Below are 18,871 nucleotides of genomic sequence, written 5' to 3'. Positions count from 1 at the left end.
GCAGCGCTTCAGCCCTTGGCCCGACGCCGCGGCATGCCTTGAGGCGCGCTCAGCGCGAAACGCTGGGATCCCGTGCGCTGCTGCGCGCCGGCATTCATGCCACGTCCGGGGCCATTGCGTCGCTGTTGCGTCATGCCGGGAAAACCAAGCGCGGTCTGCAGCGGATCCGGCTGGCGCGAGCGCTGCTGCTGCCCCTGGCCTTGTCCGCGACGCTGGCCCGGGCCTGCGTCTCCCTGCGCTGGGCGCGCTGGTGCGTCACCACGAGCGCGACCAGTTTCCTTGGCTTGCTTTTCGAGCCCGATTGCGCTCATCAGGCCACGCACAGCATGCTCGTCAAGCTCCTCCCAGCGACCACGCTTGAGGCCACGCGGCAGTGTCATGCTGCCGTAGCGGGTACGAATCAGGCGCGACACGGTCAGCCCGATCGCTTCAAACATCCGCCGCACTTCGCGGTTGCGACCTTCGCCGATGGTTACCCGATACCACTTGTTGACACCTTCGCCGCCGCCGTCAGCAATGCGCGAGAACTGCGCGACGCCGTCGTCGAGTTCCACGCCGGCGAGCAGCTTCTGGCGCATACCCTCTTCGAGCTCGCCGAGCGTGCGCACGGCGTATTCGCGCTCGATGTTATAGCGCGGATGCATCAGGCGATTCGCGATGTCACCGGAAGTCGTGAACAACAGCAGGCCCTCGGTATTGAAATCGAGGCGCCCGACTGCCAGCCATTTGGCGCTTTTCATCATGGGCAGGTGATCGAACACCGAAGGCCGGCCTTCCGGATCACTGGCGCTGACGATTTCACCGGCCGGCTTGTGATACACAAGCACACGCGGCGGCTTCTTGCTGACCTTGCGCTGCAGCGGCTTGCCATTGATGCGCACCTGATCGGTCGGCAGGATGCGCTGACCGATATGCGCCGGCTCGCCATTCACTGACACCCGGCCGGCGATGATCAGCTCTTCCATATCGCGCCGCGATCCGAGACCGGCTTCGGCCAACACCTTGTGCAGCTTGGGCGCATCGTCGTCCGAAGTGAGGTCACGCCGCACCGCCTTGGCCGGCGCCTTGCCGCGCGCCTTCTCCTGCTGGGCGCTGTCGAACTCGCTCGATGTCACAAAGGAAAACACATCATCCGGATCGCCGGCCTGCATGGCCGGGTTCTGACGAGGCGCCTGAGCACGCGCCGGCTTTTGTCCGCCCTTGCGCGCCGGTTTGCGCTCGGCACGATCTGCTGGGCCGCGACCTTCAGCGTTGCCAACGGCATTGTCCTGTCGGCGGTCGCGGCGCTCGCCGCGATTCGGTTGCGCTTCGGCAGCCGGGGCAGCTTCCCGCCCTTGCGACTCTTCCGTTGTTCGCCGCTTGTTACGTGCACGACGCAGCGTGCGCGGACCGCGCACACCGCGCTTGGCGCCACCATCATCCGCGGCATCGCTGCCACCGGATTCAGTACGCGCTGCCGGCTGTTGTGCATCGGCCACTTCATTGATCGGCTCGGTCGCCGCTGCATTTTTAGGGGTGGGCAAGGTCATTTTTCGGTTCTTGATTCTGCTCGCCGGATGCGGTATCTGGCATGGATTGCAAGGAAAGGGAAGCCTCGGTGTCGGGCTCATGCTTGTTCGAAACGACTGCCAGAGTGGGCGCAGCTGCCGCAGGCTGCTCTTCCAACATGCCGGCCAAACCGGCATGCAATGCCGCCGCTTCCGGCGACGGCGCCTCGCCCCCCTCGGGCCGCCCGACTGGCTGCAACGGTGGAAGCTGCTCCAGCGAGGACAGGCCGAGATCGTCGAGGAATTGCCGGGTGGTTGCAAACAGCGCCGGCCTGCCAGGCACATCGCGATGGCCGATGGACTCAATCCAGCCGCGATCCTCCAGCGTCTTGATGATCTGCGAATTGACCGCAACGCCGCGGATTTCCTCGATGTCACCGCGCGTCACCGGCTGCCTGTATGCAATGATGGCCAGCGTTTCCAGGGTCGCGCGACTGTATTTCGGCGGCTTCTCCGGATTCAGCCGGTCCAGGTAAATACGCATCTCCGGACGGCTTTGAAAGCGCCATCCCGTTGAAACACAGACAACTTCCACACCCTTGTCTGCCCAATCTTGCCTTAACTCCTCGATCAGCAATTTGATCGTATCGGCACCGACAGATTCAGGCTCTTCGTCTTCAGAAATGTAAAGCTTCCTGAGTTGGCTGATGGAGAGCGGCTCGGTTGCGCAAAGCAATGCTGTTTCGAGCACCTTCTTCGCCTGGGCAATATTCATGTGCGATAAATCCACCGCGGATCCAATTCAATTCGCAGAGAAAACAAGCGTGGCTTGCAGAGGCCTTCGCTTGGAGGAGTACGTTGACTGCCGCGTTCCGCGTCCGTGTTTATTGTGAGATGAATGTGCCGGACGGGAATCGATGAGGTGGCAATACCACCATATGCCCGCGCTCCGTATCGTCAGAGATCGCTTTTGACGCAGAACGCAGCGGCGCACGGACGGCGAATTATAGGAAAAAACCCTGCGCCTGTCATCGAAAAGCCGGACACGCGAATGCCGCGAAAATAGTAAGGCCCGCTAGTGCGGGCCTGAAATCTGGTTGCGGGGGCAGGATTTGAACCTACGACCTTCGGGTTATGAGCCCGACGAGCTGCCAGACTGCTCCACCCCGCGTCTGAAGGCATGAACTATACACACTCGCGCATGAATTTGCAAACCCCGAATTGCATCCTGACGAAACCTCGGAGCGCTTTGCTTGGAGAAACCAAACGCCACGGCACAAAACTGCGGCGCGCTTAGCCATGCCTGCGACATCAAATCTTGCTTGCCCGCCGCAATCAAGACTCCGGGTCCAGGCGGCGCCCCGGTGTTACACTGCCCGCTTTCCTTTCCACCGCACGCCTACGACTCCAATGAAGTTCTGCTCAGAATGCGCCCATCCCGTCGTCCAGCAAATCCCTCCGGACGATAATCGCCCGAGGTATGTCTGTACACACTGTGGCACCATTCATTACCAGAACCCCAAGATGGTGATCGGCTCGATTCCACTCTGGCAGGAAGGCGGCGAAACCCGGGTGCTGCTGTGCCGGCGCGCGATCGAACCACGCTACGGCTACTGGACGTTGCCGGCCGGGTTCATGGAAAACAATGAAACGACTTCGGACGCGGCAGCGCGCGAGACGGAAGAAGAAGCCGGCGCCAATATCCGACTGCAGCAGCTTTTTGCGATGCTCAATGTTCCGCATGTGCACCAGGTGCACATGTTCTATCTCGCCGATCTGCTTGACCTGAACTACGCAGCCGGCGTGGAAAGTCTGGATGTGCGACTGTTTTCCGAGGCCGAGATACCCTGGGAAGAAATTGCCTTCCCGACGATCACGCAAACCCTGCGCCTGCTGTTCGAAGATCTCGCACGGATTCGCAATGGCGAGGGCGATTTCCGTTTCCACACCCGCGACATCACCAGGCCTATGCGTCAATCGTGAATTTCGTGCGGACGGATCACCGTCCGCACCTTCCTTCTACCTCTACCAGCTGGTTTCACGCTCTGCCGTAGCGGAAATGCGGTGTATCGACAGATCCGCGCCGTTGAATTCCTCTTCCGGATCCAGGCGGATGCCGACGATTTTCTTCAGCAGTCCATAAACGATCGCTCCGCCGGCCAGCGCGATGGCGATGCCGAGCACCGTGCCGGCAAGCTGCGACAGCAGTGAAACACCGCCGATGCCGCCAAGCGCGCGCAAGCCGAAGATGCCCGCGGCGATCCCGCCCCAGGCGCCGCACAAGCCGTGCAGCGGCCATACACCCAGCACATCGTCGATCTTCCACTTGTTCTGAGTGAGCGTGAACATCCAGACGAAGATCGCACCTGCAATGCCGCCGGTCACCAACGCGCCAAGTGGATGCATCAGATCCGATCCAGCACACACTGCGACCAGCCCGGCCAGGGGACCGTTGTAGGCAAATCCCGGATCGTTCTTGCCCATCAGCACGGCCACCAGCGTGCCTCCGACCATGGCCATGAGCGAATTGATGGCAACAAGGCCGTTCATCTTGTCCAGCGTCTGCGCGCTCATCACATTGAATCCGAACCAGCCGACGGTCAGAATCCACGCGCCCAGGGCGAGAAAGGGAATGCTCGAGGGCGGATGTGCGGCGACCGCACCATCCTTGCCGTAGCGCCCCCGACGCGCGCCGAGCAGCATCACCGCCGGCAGCGCGACCCAACCGCCAAATGCATGCACCACGACCGAGCCGGCGAAGTCATGAAACTCGGCGCCGAACATTGACAACAAGGCGGCCTGAATGCCGAAACGCTGATTCCAGGCGATACCCTCAAACAGCGGATAGAACAGGCCTACCAGGCAAGCAGTGGCGATCAATTGCGGATGGAACCGCGCCCGTTCCGCAATGCCGCCGGAGATGATCGCCGGAATGGCCGCCGCAAAAGTCAGCAGAAAAAAGAACTTCACCAACTCAAACCCGTTATGCGCGGACAGCGTCTGCGCATCGGCAAAGAAGCTGACGCCGTAAGCGATGGCGTAGCCGATGAAGAAATACACAATGGTCGAAACCGCGAAATCCACTAAGATTTTGACCAGCGCGTTGACCTGGTTTTTCTTGCGAACCGTTCCTAGCTCGAGAAAAGCGAAACCGGCATGCATTGCCAGAATCATGATTGCGCCAAGCAGAATGAATAGCGTGTCGGCGCCGTACTTCAGTGATTCCATTAAAACTCCCGTTTGAAGTGCAAGATTGTGGATTGACGGCAGGAAAAAGCAATTTTCATTCCAATTTGGTGCAAATATCAAGTGATTGAATTTAAAAGATATTTTTAAATGCCTTCAGGTTCAGAACGAAGCACGCACCAAATGTGCGCATCAATCTAGTGCAAAGTGTGAGGCAGAATGATTCCATGGCTTGATTTGGACACGCCGTTCCCCGATGTTTCGCTGGCCTTGACCGAGGCTGATGGCGCGCCCGGCCTGCTCGCTGCAGGCGGCGACTTGTCGCCGCGTCGTCTGCTGCAGGCTTACCGGCGCGGCATTTTTCCCTGGTTTTCCGAAGGCCAGCCGATTCTGTGGTGGAGCACCGATCCGCGTATGGCGCTCTACACTGATCGGCTCAAGATTTCGGCCAGCTTGGGTAAGACCTTGCGCAAGGCGCAGAAAAGTCAGATCGAAGGTGGCCCGTTGCAGGTGCGCTTCGACTCTGCGTTCGAACAAGTCATGCTCGGCTGCGCCGAACCACGCCGCGACAGCGCCGGCACCTGGATTTCCGACGACATCCTGCGCGGCTATACCGGCCTGCATCGCATGGGTTATGCCCATTCATCCGAGTTATGGCGCGATGGCCAGCTTGTCGGCGGGGCCTATGGCGTCTGTATCGGACGCATGTTCTTTGGCGAGTCGATGTTCGCTAGAGAGACGGATGCATCAAAGATCGCCCTTGCCTATCTGGTACATTTTCTTAAGATGAATGACGTTTCGATGATCGACTGCCAACAAGAAACTTCACACCTTGCTTCCCTGGGTGCCGTCCCCATACCGCGGACAGAATTCCTTGCGCATGTGCGGCGTGCCGTTGAAGCGGAACCGATTACCGATTGGCAGCCTATCGATTTTTTGCAAACGTCGCGCTAGTCGGCTTGGTTTCGATACAGCGAAACGGTAGATTGATCGCATTGACGATGTTTGTTGTGGACTGGTATGCAAGATGACGCATCTTAAAGACTTGCCTTTTTCGACACTGCAGTTCTACGCGACTGCGCCCTATCCCTGCAGCTACCTGGAACATCGCCAGGCCCGCTCCCAGGTGGCCACGCCCTCGCACCTGATCAATGCCAATGTCTATTCGGAGCTCGTCAGGAATGGATTTCGCCGCAGCGGCATCTTCACCTACCGCCCCTATTGCGACGGCTGCCAGGCTTGCACACCGGTCAGGGTCAATACCGCGGCATTCCAGCCAAGCCGCAGTCAACGGCGCGCGTGGACCAGACACGGCCATTTGCAGGCTTTGGTGACCAACCTGGCCTATGTGCATGAGCATTACGAGCTTTATCTGCGCTACCAGTCGGCACGCCATGCCGGCGGCGGCATGGATCAGGACAGCCGCGATCAGTACGCGCAATTCCTGCTGCAGAGCAAGGTCAACACCCGCTTGGTGGAATTCCGGGAGCCGGATGGCAAGCTGTCGATGGTCAGCATCATTGATGTGCTCGAGGATGGACTGTCCTCGGTCTATACCTTCTATGACCCGGATGTGCCGAGTTCAAGCTTTGGCACCTACAACGTGATGTGGCAGATTGCGCAGGCAAAGTCGCTCGGCATGCCCTATGTGTATCTGGGTTACTGGATCGAGCGCAGCGTAAAAATGGCCTACAAGACCAACTTCCGCCCGATTGAAGCGCTGCGCGACGGCAAATGGACGGTGATGGAAGGCTGAAGTGTCGGCATCAAAGCGGTTAGCGGCGCAATCGGACCGACGAAGACCGCCCACGCTGGAAGGCTTGCGGCCGGGATACAATACCGGCCGCCTTCATTACCGAGTCCCGCCGTGTTCGACAATCTCCTCTATTCCCTCGCCCGCCCCCTGCTGTTCTCCCTCGACGCCGAAGAAGCGCACAACCGCACGCTGCCAGCGCTGCGACGCGCCGCCGCGCTGGGCATGACCGGCCTGCTGGCGAAGCCGGCGAGTGATCCGCGCAGCGTGATGGGCATCAAATTCCCGAATCCGATTGGTCTTGCCGCCGGCCTGGACAAGGATGGCGCCTACATCGACGGCCTGGCTGCCCTTGGTTTCGGTTCCCTCGAAATCGGAACCGTCACGCCGCGCGCCCAGCCCGGCAATCCGAAGCCGCGCATGTTCCGCCTGCCCGAAGCGCGGGCGATCATCAACCGCATGGGCTTCAACAATGGCGGCGTCGATGCTTTCGTGGCCAATGTGCAGCGTTCTCGCTTTTACCAGGAAGGCCGGGGCGTGCTGGGCCTGAATATCGGCAAGAACGCCGACACGCCGATCGAACGCGCGGCGGACGATTATCTGCTCTGCCTGGACAAGGTGTATCCGTATGCGACCTATGTCACCGTCAACATTTCCTCGCCGAACACCAAGAATTTGCGCCAGTTGCAAGGTGCGTCCGAGCTGGACGGCCTGCTCGGCACGTTGAAGGATGCGCAGCAGCGCCTCGCTGACCGGCACAAGCGCTACGTGCCGATTGCGCTGAAGATCGCGCCGGATGTGGATGGCGAACAGGTAAAGAACATCGCCGACGCGCTGGTCCGGCACCGCTTCGATGCGGTAATCGCCACCAACACCACGATTGAACGCGGCGCGGTCGCCGGCATGCCGCATGCCGACGAAGCCGGCGGTTTGTCCGGCGCGCCGGTATTCGAGGCATCGAACCGGGTGATCCGCGCGCTGTCTGCGGAATTGGCGGGCGCACTGCCGATCATCGGCGTCGGCGGCATCCTGTCGGGCGCGGATGCACGGGCGAAATTCGAAGCTGGCGCGTCGCTGGTGCAGCTGTACAGCGGCCTGATCTATCGCGGCCCGGCGCTGATCCGCGAATGCGCAGCCGCGGTGCGCGGCCTGGGCTGATGCAGTTCACCGCGTCGCGGCGGCGCAATTCTGAGCGCCGCCCCGCTCCTTACACGGCCTCGTCGACGAAGATGCGCAGCCGCTTCGGCCGCACCACCAGCCGGTCGCCTTCGCTCAATCCGAGTTCCGCATAGCGCTCATTCGGCACGACCGCTTCAAGCATTTCGCCATTGTCCTCGCGTTCCAGGTCGAGCTGCGCCAGCGGCCCGATCGCATGCGCGCGCTTCAGGCGCACCGTGATGCCATCGGTGTCGATATCCGGCATGTAGCGTTCGATCTCGATATCGTGCGGACGCACGAAGCCGACGCCTTTCGCATCCTGCGCCTGCCGATATTCCGGCGCATCGAAGCTCACGCCCTCGGATTCGAGCACGCCTTCATGCACCCTGCCGTGGAAAAGATTGACGTTGCCGAGGAATCCATAGACGAAAGGCGATGCCGGCTGGTTGTACACCTCGGCGGGCGAACCGACCTGCTCGATATGGCCCTTGTTCATCAGCACGATGCGGTCAGCCACTTCGAGGGCTTCTTCCTGGTCGTGGGTGACGAAGATGCTGGTCACATGCAGCTCGTCATGCAAGCGCCGCAGCCAGCGGCGCAATTCCTTGCGCACCTTGGCGTCGAGCGCGCCGAAGGGCTCGTCCAGCAGCAATACCTTGGGCTCGACCGCCAGCGCCCGCGCCAGCGCAATGCGTTGCCGCTGTCCGCCCGATAACTGCGGCGGATAGCGGTCGGCCAGCCAGTCGAGCTGCACCAGTTCCAGCAGTTGCGTCACCTTGCTACGGATCTGCGCCTCGGACGGCCGCTCGGCGCGCGGCTTGACGCGCAGACCGAAGGCAATGTTTTCGAAGACGGTCATGTGCTTGAACAGCGCGTAATGCTGGAACACGAAGCCGACCTGGCGTTCACGCACATGCCGGTTGGACGCATCTTCGTTGTCGAGCAGCACCTGCCCGGCATCCGGCCGCTCCAGGCCGGCGATGATGCGCAGCAGCGTGGTCTTGCCGCAGCCGGACGGACCCAGCAGCGCGGTCAGTTCGCCGGGCTGGAAAGAGAGCGAGATGTTGTCCAGGGCAAGGAAATTGCCGAATCGCTTGGTGATGTTTCTGACTTCAATGGCCACGGCTATTGCTCCGCTGTCGATTGTTGGATGGCGTGCTGCAGCCGCCATTCGATGAAGGATTTCAGCGCCAGCGTGATCAGGGCCAAGAAGGCCAGCAGCGAGGCGATCGCGAACGCGGCGCTGAAGTTGTATTCGTTGTAGAGAATTTCCACCTGCAGCGGGATGGTGTTGGTCTGGCCGCGGATATGGCCGGAAACCACCGACACCGCGCCGAATTCGCCCATCGCCCGCGCATTGCACAGGATCACGCCGTACAGCAGGCCCCACTTGATGTTGGGCAGCGTGACATGCCAGAAGGTGCGCCAGCCCGAGGCGCCGAGCACCAGCGCGGCCTCCTCTTCTTCGCTGCCCTGCGACTGCATCAGCGGGATCAGCTCGCGCGCGACAAAGGGAAAGGTAATGAAGATGGTGGCGATCACGATGCCGGGCACGGCGAACAGGATCTTGATGTCGTGATCCTGCAGCCATTGCCCGAACCAGCCCTGCGCGCCGAACAGCAGCACATAGATCAGGCCGGCGATGATCGGCGACACCGAAAACGGCAGATCGATCAGCGTCATCAGCACGCTCTTGCCGGGGAAACGGAATTTCGCGATCGCCCAGGATGCGGCCACGCCGAAGACCAGGTTCAGGGGCACGGAGATCGCCGCCGTGAGCAGGGTCAGCTTGAGGGCAGACACCGCGTCGGGATCGCTGATCGCCTGCACGTACACATGCCAGCCGCCCTTGAGCGCCTCAACGAAGACCGAGACCAGCGGAACGAACAGAAACAGCAGCATGAACAGCAGCGCCGTGCCGATCAGCAGCGCGCGCACCCAGAATGGCTCGATGATGGTGGCCGGCACCAGGGCCGGTTCGGCGCGGGCGGCATTGGCTGGCGCCTTGGAAGTGACGATGGCGGACATCTCAGGCTTTCTCCGCCTGGCCACGCTTGCGCGCCCAGGCTTGCAACAGGTTGATCAACAGCAGCATCAGGAAGGACGCCACCAGCATCACGACCGCGATCGCGGTCGCGCCGGCATAGTCGTATTGCTCCAGCTTGGTGACGATGAACAGCGGCGTAATCTCGGACACCATCGGCATGTTGCCGGCGATGAAGATCACCGAGCCGTATTCGCCGGTGGCGCGGGCAAAGGCCAGCGCGAAACCGGTCAGGAGCGCCGGCAGGATGCTGGGAAACACCACGCGCGAAAACGTCTGCCAGTGCGAAGCGCCGAGGCTGGCCGCCGCTTCTTCCAGCTCATGCTCGAACTCCTCGAGCACCGGCTGCACGGTGCGCACCACGAAAGGCAGGCCGATGAATGTCAGCGCCACCACGATGCCCAAGGGCGTGAACGATACCTTGATGCCCAGCGGCTGCAGATAGCGACCGATCCAGCCATTGCTGGAATACAGCGAAGTCAGCGCGATGCCGGCTACTGCGGTCGGCAATGCGAACGGCAAGTCGACCATGGCATCGATCAGGCGCTTGCCCGGAAAGCGGTAGCGCACCAGTACCCAGGCAACGATGCCGCCGAACACCACGTTCAGCGCTGCGGCAATCAGCGAGGCGCCGAAGGTCAGCCGGTAGGAAGCCATTACGCGCTCGGAAGTGACGGCGCTCACGAAGCCTTCCCAGCTCAGCGTGAAGGTTTTGATGAATAGCGCCGACAGCGGAATCAGCACGATCAGGCACAGGTAGAACAGGGTAAAACCAAGCGACAACCGAAATCCGGGCAGGACCCGGAAACTGCTGCTCGACTTTGTGCTGGAAGGAACGGCTGACATAAGTTCTATATACCCAACTGGAATAACGGTTGCGAATAATTGCATTCGCAAATCATAAACAAAAAGACAGAATCGTCATGAACATAGACGACATGGAAATAAACACGGCTGCGCCAAGCGATGCATCCTGCGCAGCTTCGGAAATTTCCGCAGGCCAATGGTCGCCACGGTCATCGCGACGCCGAGCATGAGCACCGCAGCGATGCCGCACCAGCCGGCGTAATGCCGGACTTGAGCTTACCGAGTTCGTTCGATGCGCCGATGAACACGGAATTCACTGCGCCGACACGCCCGCGTATCGCATCCGGCGTCTGCGACGACCCCATCAGACGGCAGATGGACACGCGCTGCATCTGCACCGCGGAGCATGCCCAGCGCAGATGAAAGCAGACAAATGCTGAAATTCCAGTTGCACAGATTGCAGGATCGACCGACTGGTACGAGCAAGATAAATTCCCAAGGGAAATATTTGGGGCGATGCTGCGGGCGCGAATATACACGGATTGACACGATCGTGCCGGATCGACCATCGAATGCACAGTGCGGATACCGAACCCCGACTTTTTTGGCAAAATGGCCAACCTTATTTTCCACAGGAGTTTTCATGTTCCTCACCACCCCTGCTCCCGGCGCGATATCCCGCCTGCGCACGACGATGCTGCGCAGCAAAGCCGGCGCCTTCCTCGGCATCGCCGCCGCGGCAGTTTCCTTCGGCATCGCCAGCCCGGCGCGGGCCGACACCACGATGCTCAATGTTTCCTACGACGTAGCGCGCGAATTGTTCAAGGACATCAATCCGCTGTTCATCGCCGACTGGAAGCAGAAGACCGGTGAAACCATTACGATCAACCAGTCGCACGGCGGCTCAAGCAAGCAGGCGCGCGCGGTGGCGGATGGACTGGAAGCCGCGGTGGTGACGATGAACCAGGCGAATGACATCGACATGCTGGCCAAGCGCGGCCTGGTGGCGACCGACTGGCGCAAGAAATTCCCGGACAATGCCGCGCCCTTCTACTCGACGATGGTGTACCTGGTGCGCAAGGGCAATCCCAAGCATATCCAGGACTGGGAAGACCTCGGCAAGCCGGGTGTCCAGGTCGTGATCCCGAATCCGAAGGTAGCCGGCAACGGCCGCTATACCTATCTCGCCGCCTGGGGATCGGTGCTGGAAAAGGGTGGTAACGAAACACAGGCGCGCGACCTGGTGAGCCGCATCTTCAAGAACGTGCCGGTACTCGATTCCGGCGGCCGTGCCGCTACCACGACTTTTACCCAGCGCGAGATCGGCGATGTGCTGGTCACCTTCGAAAACGAAGTGCAGCTGGTGAAGAAGGAAATGGGCAGCAATTTCGACATCGTTTATCCGCCCTCCTCGATCCTGGCCGAGTCGCCGGTCGCGGTGGTGGACAAGGTGGTCGACCGCAAGAACCTGCGCAAGCAGGCCACCGCTTACCTGCAATTCCTGTACACGCCGCAGGCGCAGGAAGTCATCGCCCGGCACTTCTATCGGCCGCGCGATGAAGCGATCCTGAAAAAGCACAGCGAATACTTCAAGCCGATCAAGCTGTTCACCGTGGAGAAATATTTCGGCGGCTGGGATGCCGCGCAAAAGAAGCATTTCGACGACGGCGGTGAATTCGACAAGATCTATACGAAGCGCTGATGCGATGAGCAAAGCGGAATGAAAGCAAAACGGGCGCCGCGGCGCCCGTTTTTCATCGATGCAGGCTCAGTACGCTCAGTACGTGCCCGGCACCAGGATATTGCTGTCGACCTGCTTCACATCGGTCAGACCGCACAATGCCATCGTCGTATCCATCTCCTTGCGGATGATGTTCAGGCAGGCGGTAACGCCAGCCTCGCCCATCGCGCCCAGGCCGTACAGGAAAGCGCGGCCGATATAGGTTCCCTTCGCGCCCAGCGCCAGCGCCTTGAGCACGTCCTGACCGGAGCGGATGCCGCTGTCCAGGTGCACTTCCATGCGATCGCCAACCGCATCCATGATGGCCGGCAGCGCGGCGATCGACGACAGCGCGCCATCGAGCTGGCGGCCGCCATGGTTGGAAACGATGATCGCGTCCGCGCCGCTCTGCGCCGCGATGCGCGCATCTTCCGGATCCAGAATGCCCTTGATGATCAGCTTGCCGCCCCAGGCGCGGCGCAGCCATTCCACGTCATCCCAGGACAGGCGCGGATCGAATTGTTCCGCGGTCCAGGAAGACAGCGAGGACATGTCCGACACATTCTTCGCATGGCCGACGATGTTGCCAAAGCTGCGGCGCTTGGTCTGCAGCATGTTCAGGCACCAGGTCGGCTTGGTGGCCAGGTTGAGCATGTTCTTGAGCGTGAGCTTCGGCGGCGCGGTCAGGCCGTTGCGGATGTCCTTGTGCCGCTGGCCGAGGATCTGCAGATCCAGCGTCAGCACCAGCGCCGAGCAGTTTGCGGCGCGGGCGCGCTCGACCAGGCGCGTCATGAAATCGCGATCGCGCATGAAATACACCTGGAACCAGAACGGCTTGCTGGTATTGGCCGCAATATCCTCGATCGAGCAAATGCTCATGGTCGACAGCGTGAACGGCACGCCGAAACGTTCGGCCGCCTTGGCTGCCAGGATCTCGCCGTCGGCATGCTGCATGCCGGTCAGGCCGGTAGGCGCCAGCGCTACTGGCATCGCGACTGGGATGCCAACCATGGTGCTGGCCAGCGTGCGGTTGTCCATGTTCACCGCGACCCGCTGCCTCAGCTTGATCTTTTCAAAATCGCTGCTGTTGGCCCGATAAGTCGATTCGGTCCAGGAGCCGGAGTCGGCATAGTCGTAAAACATGCGCGGCACGCGCCGCTCGGCAAGAATGCGCAGATCTTCGATATTGGTGATGACAGCCATGTTTTGTCTTTCAAGCTTGTTATGTTCGCCAGCGCGAAGCCAGCATTATGGCCGCAGACCGGACAATTTCCTAAGCACGTCCACATGAAATTAATTGCGGCGACGCATTGCATTCATCGAAGCCGTTTTACCTTGTTTTCACAATGTGATATAAACCCGGATATTGCATCGCACCAGTTTCCCATGAAGAACACCGAGACAAACCCCGAAGCCGAGAAGACTTCGATACAGGTAATCGAGCGCATGATTGGACTGCTTGATGTGCTTGCCGACTACCCGGACCCCGTCAGCCTGAAGGAGCTTTCCAGCGCGACCGGTCTGCACCCTTCCACCGCGCATCGCATCCTGAATGACCTGGTGCTCAAGCGCTTTGTCGACCGCGCCGAACCCGGCACTTATCGCCTCGGCATGCGCCTGCTGGAGCTTGGCAATATCGTCAAAAGCCGCCTGAACGTACGCGAAGCGTCGCTGGATTTCATGCGCGCGCTGCATCGCAAGACGCATCAGACGGTGAACCTGTCGGTGCGGCAGGGCGATGAAATCGTCTACATCGACCGTTCCTATTCCGAGCGCTCGGGAATGCAAGTGGTGCGTGCGATCGGTGGCCGTGCGCCTTTGCATCTGACTTCCACGGGCAAGCTGTTCCTGTCGGCGGACGATCCAAAAATGGTGCGCGCCTACGCTATCCGTACCGGCCTCGCCGGGCATAACAAGAATTCGATCACGGACCTGGTCAAGCTCGAACGCGAGCTCAGCCTGGTCCGCGCGCGCGGCTATGCCCGCGACAATGAAGAACTGGAACTCGGCGTGCGCTGCATGGCAGCCGGCATCCGCGACGATAGCGGCAAGCTGATTGCCGGCCTGTCGATTTCCGCACCCGCCGACCGCCTGCAGGAAGACTGGATCGCCGACCTGATCAACACCGCCAACGAGATTTCCGCCGTCCTTGGCTACATCTCGCCGCCACAGGAAAGTGCCGCGTCTGCCCGATAAAAAAGGCGGCCTTGGCCGCCTTTTCTTCATGCATCCCCGTTCGAATCAATTGTGCGCAGTCAACGTGCGGTTCATCGACCACGGATGCGTGGTTTCGATCCATTTGCGTATGCGGCCGGCATCGGCAAGACGGGTGTTCTTGCCCTTGGAATCGAGGAACACCATGACAACCGGGCGATTGTCGATACGCGATTGCATCACGAGGCAATGTCCGGCCTCGGTGATATAGCCGGTTTTCTGCAAGCCGATTTCCCAGGTCGGGCTATCGACCAGATGGTTGGAATTGCGGTATTGCAGTATCGGGCCGCCCGGCTCCACCGCGTATTTGCTGTCGGTCGAATACTGGCGGATGACCGGATGACGCGAAGCGGCAACCACCAGCTTGGCCAAGTCGCGGGCGCTGGCCACGTTATTGCTCGACAGTCCGGTTGGCTCGACGTAATGCGCATTGGCCATGCCGAGCGAACGCGCTTTTGTATTCATTGCAGCAACGAATGCCGGCAAGCCGCCCGGGTAATTACGCCCCAGCGCCGAGGCCGCACGATTCTCCGAACTCATCAGCGCAATGTGCAGCATGTTGGCGCGCGAAAGTTGTGAGCCGACACGCAGACGCGAGCGGCTGAATTTCTCGCGGTCGACATCTTCCTCGGTGACGGTCAGCATCTCGTCCATGCTCTGGTTCGACTCGACCACGACCATGCTGGTCATAAGTTTCGTCAGCGAAGCAATCGGCAACGCGACATCCGCATTCTTTTCGAACAGCACTTCCGAAGTTTGCTGATCAATGACCAGCGCCGCATTCGAGCCCAGCGCGAGCGGGTCATGCGTCAGGTTCAAACCAGCCATGTCACCAGCAGTGCGCACCGCTGGCACGACCGGTACTGCCGGCGTGGCGACCAGGCGTGGCAAAGCAGCGTGCCGGGAAGAATGGTGGCGTGTGGCGACGTTGACATGAACACGACGTCGAGGCGCAGCTTTATTGCCGGATGACTTGGCCGAGTGCTTTTCGGTGTGTTTTGCGGAATGTTTGGAAGCGGATTTGGCCAGCGCGGGCGGCAGAACGCCCAGGATCAATGAAGACGAAACAAGAAAGATAAGCGCGGCTTTGGCCATCGCAGCTCCGGATTCAGGGCGAATGAATGTTGCAGTGTAGCAAAGAAAGAATTTTTTGCCACGTAATGAACGGTTTAGCGCGACATTTTAAACCTGTTTCTCATCCGCGATATCACTATGTTGCAATTTTATGTCAGGGAACGTGTTGTTCGGCTAACGGTTTCTTGGATTTTCTGCTTGCCACATTGAAATCTGTCGGCTGCCTGCGACAGGAACCTTCGTCTACTCGAGGAATTTGGCGAAGCCTGCGACCGGCTCTCTCTCGGTGACCAGGCTGTTTTCCGTTCTGCTCATGTCGGCATGACCGAGCGCCATGCCGCAAACCACCTGCTCCGTTTCCGGCAACCCGAGCACCTCGGCGATGATGCGATGGAACTGGGTGAAAGCTGCCTGCGGACAGGTATCCAGTCCTCTGCCACGTGCGGCAATCATGATGTTTTGCAGGAACATGCCGTAATCAAGCCAGGATCCCCGCTCCATGATCCGGTCTATGGTGAAGATGATGCCGACCGGCGCATCGAAGAATGCATAGTTGCGCGCATGTTGCGCCTGCATGCCAGTCTTGTCCTCGCGCTTCAGGCCAAGCAGGCTATACAAATCCCAGCCCACCTTGCGCCGGCGGTCGATGTAGGGCGACGCCCACTGGCGCGGGTAGTAGGCATATTCCTCGGTGTGCTGCGCCGCTTTCTCCGGATCGAGATAGGCGTCGAGGATCGCACGCGACAGTCGCTCTCTGATGCCGCCAGTCAGCACATACGCCTTCCATGGCTGGGTATTTGTCCCGGACGGCGCGCGCGATGCCACCTCGAGGATGGCCTCGACATCCTCGCGGGCAACCGGTGTCGGCAGGAAGGCGCGCACCGAGCGGCGCGAAGTGATCGCCGCGTCGACGATCTGCTGCTCCATGCTCCTGATCATGGCTGAGCCTCCTCTTGCACTTTTACTTGCACGGTCTGCAGCAAGGCGCGCATCGCCGGTGGAATTTCGGCTGGACGGCGCGTTTCCCGGTCGACGTAGACATGCACGAAATGGCCATGCGCGGCTGCACTCTCGTCCGTGCCGCGGAAGATGCCAACCTCGTAGCGCACACTCGATTTGCCGAGCTTGCTCACGCGAAGTCCGGCGCAAACCTCATCGGGGAAGGCCACAGACGCGAAATACTGGCATTGCGTTTCAACCACCACGCCGATGACCGGACTTTTTTCGACGTCGAGCACGCCATTGACGATCAGAAACTGGTTCACCACCGTATCGAACCAGCTGTAGTAGACGACATTGTTTACATGGCCATAGGCATCGTTGTCCATCCAGCGCGTGGTAATCGGATGGAAATGGCGAAAATCGCTGCGGGTTCTGTTTTCGGCTTTCATCATTTTTTCACCACGAAACAAACGCCAATGATGGCCAACAGCATGCCGGCCACGCCTACCAGACTGAACTGCTCGCCAAACATGGCCCAAGCCATGAGCGCTGTTGTCGGCGGCGTCAGGTACAGCAAGCTCGTCACGCTGGTCGCCGCGCTTTTGCGGATCAGTGCGAACAGCAGAAAAATCGCGCCGATCGACAGCGCCAGCACTGACCAGGACAAGGCGGCAAGAAAGCGCGGCGTCCACTGCACCGTGTCGAGCGTGATGTCGAGATGCTCGTAAGCGATGGCCAAAGGCAGTACCACAACGATCGATGCCGCGAACTGGATAATCGTGCCCGTACGCAAATCGAACTGCGGACAATAATGCTTTTGATACAAGGTGCCAACGGTGATGGAGATCAAGGCCAGCAGGCACAGCGCAATGCTCTGCCAGCTCAGGCCGTTCAGCGAAATCTTGTTTGCGACAACCAGGCCGACGCCGCAGATGCCGAAGGCAAGACCTATCCATTGTTTCGGACGTACTCTTTCACCGATCAGCGGCGCGGCGAACGCAGTCAATATCGGTTGCATGCCGACGATCAGGGCCGACAAACCGGCCGGCATGCCGATCTTGATTGCACACCAGACGCCGCCCAGGTAACCGCCCTGCAGCAGGATGCCGGCAATCGCGATATGTCCGCTCTTGGCTCCGGGCCAGGGCGCGCGCATCAGAAGCACCAGCGGCAGCAGGATCAGCAGCACGCCAATAAAGCGCAGCAGCAGGAAGGTCAGCGGTGGCGCATACGGCAGCCCGAATTTTGCCACTACGAAGCCCGTGCTCCAGATCAGCACGAAGACGATGGGCATGGCGGCGATCCAGGCCCCACGCGGGCGGGTCAGCGCACTGCTGCCGGTGGAAGTAGTCATGCGCGAATCCGATCGGCAGAGAGAGTAGTTGCGGTGCGCAAGCGCGATTGCACCTGCGGCTGGTATTGCGCAGCGATGGCGACCGTCTGCCGGTGCACTGCGACCGTGTCTTCAATGTTTCGGCCATAACCGCCGGCCATGGCAATCGCTACCGGAATGGCGCGCGCCGTGGCCCATTCCAGCACCCGCCTGTCGCGCGCGGCCAATCCGGCAAGGCTGAGCTTCAATCGGCCGAGTCGATCGCCTTCATGCGGGTCGGCACCGGCAAGGTAAATGAGCAATTGCGGCGCGAACCGGCGCTCCATTTCCTGCAGCGCGCCATCAAGCGCCGCCAGGTACTCGGTATCGCGCGCGCCATCGGGCAGCGCAACGTCGAGATCGCTGGTTTCTTTCTTGAAGGGATAGTTGTGTTCGCCATGCAGCGAAAGCGTAAACACCGAGTCGTCATTCGACAGGATCGCGGCCGTGCCGTTTCCCTGATGCACGTCTAGATCGATGATCGCTACGCGTGCGACGCGACGTTCGGCCTGCATCAGCCTTGCCGCAATTGCCGCGTCATTGAATACGCAAAAACCTTCGCCGCGATCAGCGCAGGCATGATGCGTGCCGCCGGCAAGGTTGACGGCAATGCCTTCGGACAGGGCTGCACGACATGCTTCGATCGTCGCACCGGCGGAGCGGCGCGACCGTTCGACCATCTGCGGCGACCAGGGAAAGCCTATGCCCTTTTGTTGCGCCGGATCCAGGCTGCCAGTGCTCACTGCGGCGATATAGGAAGGATGGTGCGCCAGCGCCAGCACACCGTCGCTGGCTGCGGCAGCCTCCACGAACTCCATGTCGGGAACGGACGCAGCAACCGCTTCGCGCAACATCCGATATTTCGCCATGGGGAAGCGATGGCCTTCGGGGAGAGGAAGCACGAAATGGTCGCTGTAGAAAGCTTTCAACTTGTTCGCTTGTCGAAAAACGGATGCGGGAGTCTAACACGGGCAAGGTCATGCTCATTGCCCGCCTTTTCCCGCGGGCACGAAGCGAGGCCACACTTATTTCTTGCGGTGCATCAATAATTTTTCTTCATTCCCTACCGGTCCTGTTATCCGCTTGACACGCAATATGAAGCATTTGACAATGC

The 18,871-nt window shown here is 60.3% G+C and carries 19 protein-coding genes and 1 tRNA gene; 6 read left to right on the top strand and 14 right to left on the bottom strand.

The window, feature by feature from the left end; all coding sequences use genetic code 11:
• Window positions 1–8 precede the first annotated feature (8 nt).
• From rluB to JJB74_RS20380, 3 genes are all read right to left on the bottom strand, one after another.
• Complete coding sequence (rluB, locus tag JJB74_RS20390) at window positions 9–1,529, bottom strand: 23S rRNA pseudouridine(2605) synthase RluB (protein WP_200594924.1); 1,521 nt, start codon at window positions 1,527–1,529, stop codon at window positions 9–11.
• Complete coding sequence (gene scpB, locus JJB74_RS20385; RefSeq protein WP_200594922.1) at window positions 1,510–2,262, bottom strand: SMC-Scp complex subunit ScpB; 753 nt, start codon at window positions 2,260–2,262, stop codon at window positions 1,510–1,512. The genes rluB and scpB overlap by 20 nt, the downstream gene beginning before the upstream one ends.
• A 319-nt stretch (window positions 2,263–2,581) precedes the next feature.
• Window positions 2,582–2,658, bottom strand: a tRNA-Met gene (locus JJB74_RS20380).
• 239 nt (window positions 2,659–2,897) lie between these two features.
• On the opposite strand from JJB74_RS20380, the gene JJB74_RS20375 reads away from it, so the two are divergent.
• Window positions 2,898–3,470 carry an NUDIX hydrolase gene (locus tag JJB74_RS20375; protein WP_200594919.1) on the top strand — a complete coding sequence of 191 codons (573 nt, stop codon included), beginning with the start codon at window positions 2,898–2,900 and terminating at the stop codon, window positions 3,468–3,470.
• 42 nt (window positions 3,471–3,512) lie between these two features.
• Here the strand turns inward: JJB74_RS20375 and JJB74_RS20370 are convergent, their stop codons facing one another.
• Complete coding sequence (locus tag JJB74_RS20370) at window positions 3,513–4,715, bottom strand: ammonium transporter (protein ID WP_200594918.1); 1,203 nt, start codon at window positions 4,713–4,715, stop codon at window positions 3,513–3,515.
• A gap of 177 nt (window positions 4,716–4,892) precedes the next feature.
• On the opposite strand from JJB74_RS20370, the gene aat reads away from it, so the two are divergent.
• The 3 genes from aat to JJB74_RS20355 all read left to right on the top strand — a co-directional run bounded on the left by aat (window position 4,893) and on the right by JJB74_RS20355 (window position 7,584).
• Window positions 4,893–5,627: a leucyl/phenylalanyl-tRNA--protein transferase gene (aat, locus tag JJB74_RS20365; protein WP_200594916.1), complete on the top strand. Its 735-nt coding sequence runs from the start codon at window positions 4,893–4,895 to the stop codon at window positions 5,625–5,627.
• A 73-nt stretch (window positions 5,628–5,700) separates the two neighbouring features.
• On the top strand, window positions 5,701–6,429 hold the full coding sequence (locus JJB74_RS20360; RefSeq protein WP_200594914.1) for an arginyltransferase: 729 nt from the start codon (window positions 5,701–5,703) through the stop codon (window positions 6,427–6,429).
• A 111-nt stretch (window positions 6,430–6,540) separates the two neighbouring features.
• Window positions 6,541–7,584, top strand: coding sequence for a quinone-dependent dihydroorotate dehydrogenase (locus tag JJB74_RS20355; protein ID WP_200594913.1), 1,044 nt, complete (start codon window positions 6,541–6,543; stop codon window positions 7,582–7,584).
• Window positions 7,585–7,633: 49 nt separating this feature from the next.
• On the opposite strand, the gene JJB74_RS20350 is transcribed toward JJB74_RS20355, so the two are convergent.
• From JJB74_RS20350 to JJB74_RS33955, 4 genes are all read right to left on the bottom strand, one after another.
• Window positions 7,634–8,707 carry a sulfate/molybdate ABC transporter ATP-binding protein gene (locus JJB74_RS20350; RefSeq protein WP_200594911.1) on the bottom strand — a complete coding sequence of 358 codons (1,074 nt, stop codon included), beginning with the start codon at window positions 8,705–8,707 and terminating at the stop codon, window positions 7,634–7,636.
• 2 nt (window positions 8,708–8,709) lie between these two features.
• Complete coding sequence (gene cysW / locus JJB74_RS20345) at window positions 8,710–9,612, bottom strand: sulfate ABC transporter permease subunit CysW (RefSeq protein WP_200594909.1); 903 nt, start codon at window positions 9,610–9,612, stop codon at window positions 8,710–8,712.
• A 1-nt stretch (window position 9,613) separates the two neighbouring features.
• The gene (gene cysT / locus JJB74_RS20340) at window positions 9,614–10,474 is read right to left on the bottom strand and encodes a sulfate ABC transporter permease subunit CysT (protein WP_200594908.1); all 861 of its coding nucleotides are present in this window, start codon (window positions 10,472–10,474) and stop codon (window positions 9,614–9,616) included.
• 170 nt (window positions 10,475–10,644) lie between these two features.
• Entirely contained in the window at window positions 10,645–11,055 is a 411-nt protein-coding gene (locus JJB74_RS33955) for a hypothetical protein (RefSeq protein WP_200595025.1), read from the bottom strand.
• A 23-nt stretch (window positions 11,056–11,078) separates the two neighbouring features.
• Between JJB74_RS33955 and JJB74_RS20330 the strand changes: the two genes are divergently transcribed.
• A complete protein-coding gene (locus JJB74_RS20330) occupies window positions 11,079–12,137 on the top strand; it encodes a sulfate ABC transporter substrate-binding protein (RefSeq protein ID WP_407672390.1) in 1,059 nt (352 codons plus the stop codon).
• Between the two features lie 75 nt (window positions 12,138–12,212).
• Here JJB74_RS20330 and JJB74_RS20325 read toward each other — a convergent pair whose 3' ends face one another.
• Window positions 12,213–13,358 (bottom strand): alpha-hydroxy acid oxidase, encoded by a 1,146-nt coding sequence (locus JJB74_RS20325; protein ID WP_200594906.1) that lies wholly within the window; start codon window positions 13,356–13,358, stop codon window positions 12,213–12,215.
• A 183-nt stretch (window positions 13,359–13,541) separates the two neighbouring features.
• Between JJB74_RS20325 and JJB74_RS20320 the strand changes: the two genes are divergently transcribed.
• Window positions 13,542–14,351 (top strand): IclR family transcriptional regulator, encoded by an 810-nt coding sequence (locus JJB74_RS20320; protein WP_200594904.1) that lies wholly within the window; start codon window positions 13,542–13,544, stop codon window positions 14,349–14,351.
• 45 nt (window positions 14,352–14,396) lie between these two features.
• Here the strand turns inward: JJB74_RS20320 and pbpG are convergent, their stop codons facing one another.
• The 5 genes from pbpG to JJB74_RS20295 form a co-directional block, all read right to left on the bottom strand.
• On the bottom strand, window positions 14,397–15,464 hold the full coding sequence (gene pbpG, locus JJB74_RS20315; protein ID WP_200594903.1) for a D-alanyl-D-alanine endopeptidase: 1,068 nt from the start codon (window positions 15,462–15,464) through the stop codon (window positions 14,397–14,399).
• Window positions 15,465–15,686: 222 nt separating this feature from the next.
• Window positions 15,687–16,382 (bottom strand): nitroreductase, encoded by a 696-nt coding sequence (locus tag JJB74_RS20310; RefSeq protein WP_200594901.1) that lies wholly within the window; start codon window positions 16,380–16,382, stop codon window positions 15,687–15,689.
• Window positions 16,379–16,834, bottom strand: coding sequence for an acyl-CoA thioesterase (locus tag JJB74_RS20305; protein ID WP_200595020.1), 456 nt, complete (start codon window positions 16,832–16,834; stop codon window positions 16,379–16,381). Before JJB74_RS20305 ends, JJB74_RS20310 begins: the two co-directional genes overlap by 4 nt.
• Entirely contained in the window at window positions 16,834–17,679 is an 846-nt protein-coding gene (locus tag JJB74_RS20300) for a DMT family transporter (protein ID WP_407672395.1), read from the bottom strand. The genes JJB74_RS20305 and JJB74_RS20300 overlap by 1 nt, the downstream gene beginning before the upstream one ends.
• 56 nt (window positions 17,680–17,735) lie before the next feature.
• Window positions 17,736–18,686, bottom strand: coding sequence for a histone deacetylase family protein (locus tag JJB74_RS20295; RefSeq protein WP_200594898.1), 951 nt, complete (start codon window positions 18,684–18,686; stop codon window positions 17,736–17,738).
• Between the last annotated feature and the right edge of the window lie 185 nt (window positions 18,687–18,871).

It is taken from the genome of Noviherbaspirillum pedocola, from assembly GCF_016632335.1.
GTDB lineage: Bacteria > Pseudomonadota > Gammaproteobacteria > Burkholderiales > Burkholderiaceae_D > Noviherbaspirillum_A > Noviherbaspirillum_A pedocola.
Note: the sequence above shows the minus strand (reverse complement) of the source record. Positions and strands in the feature narration are given on the sequence as shown.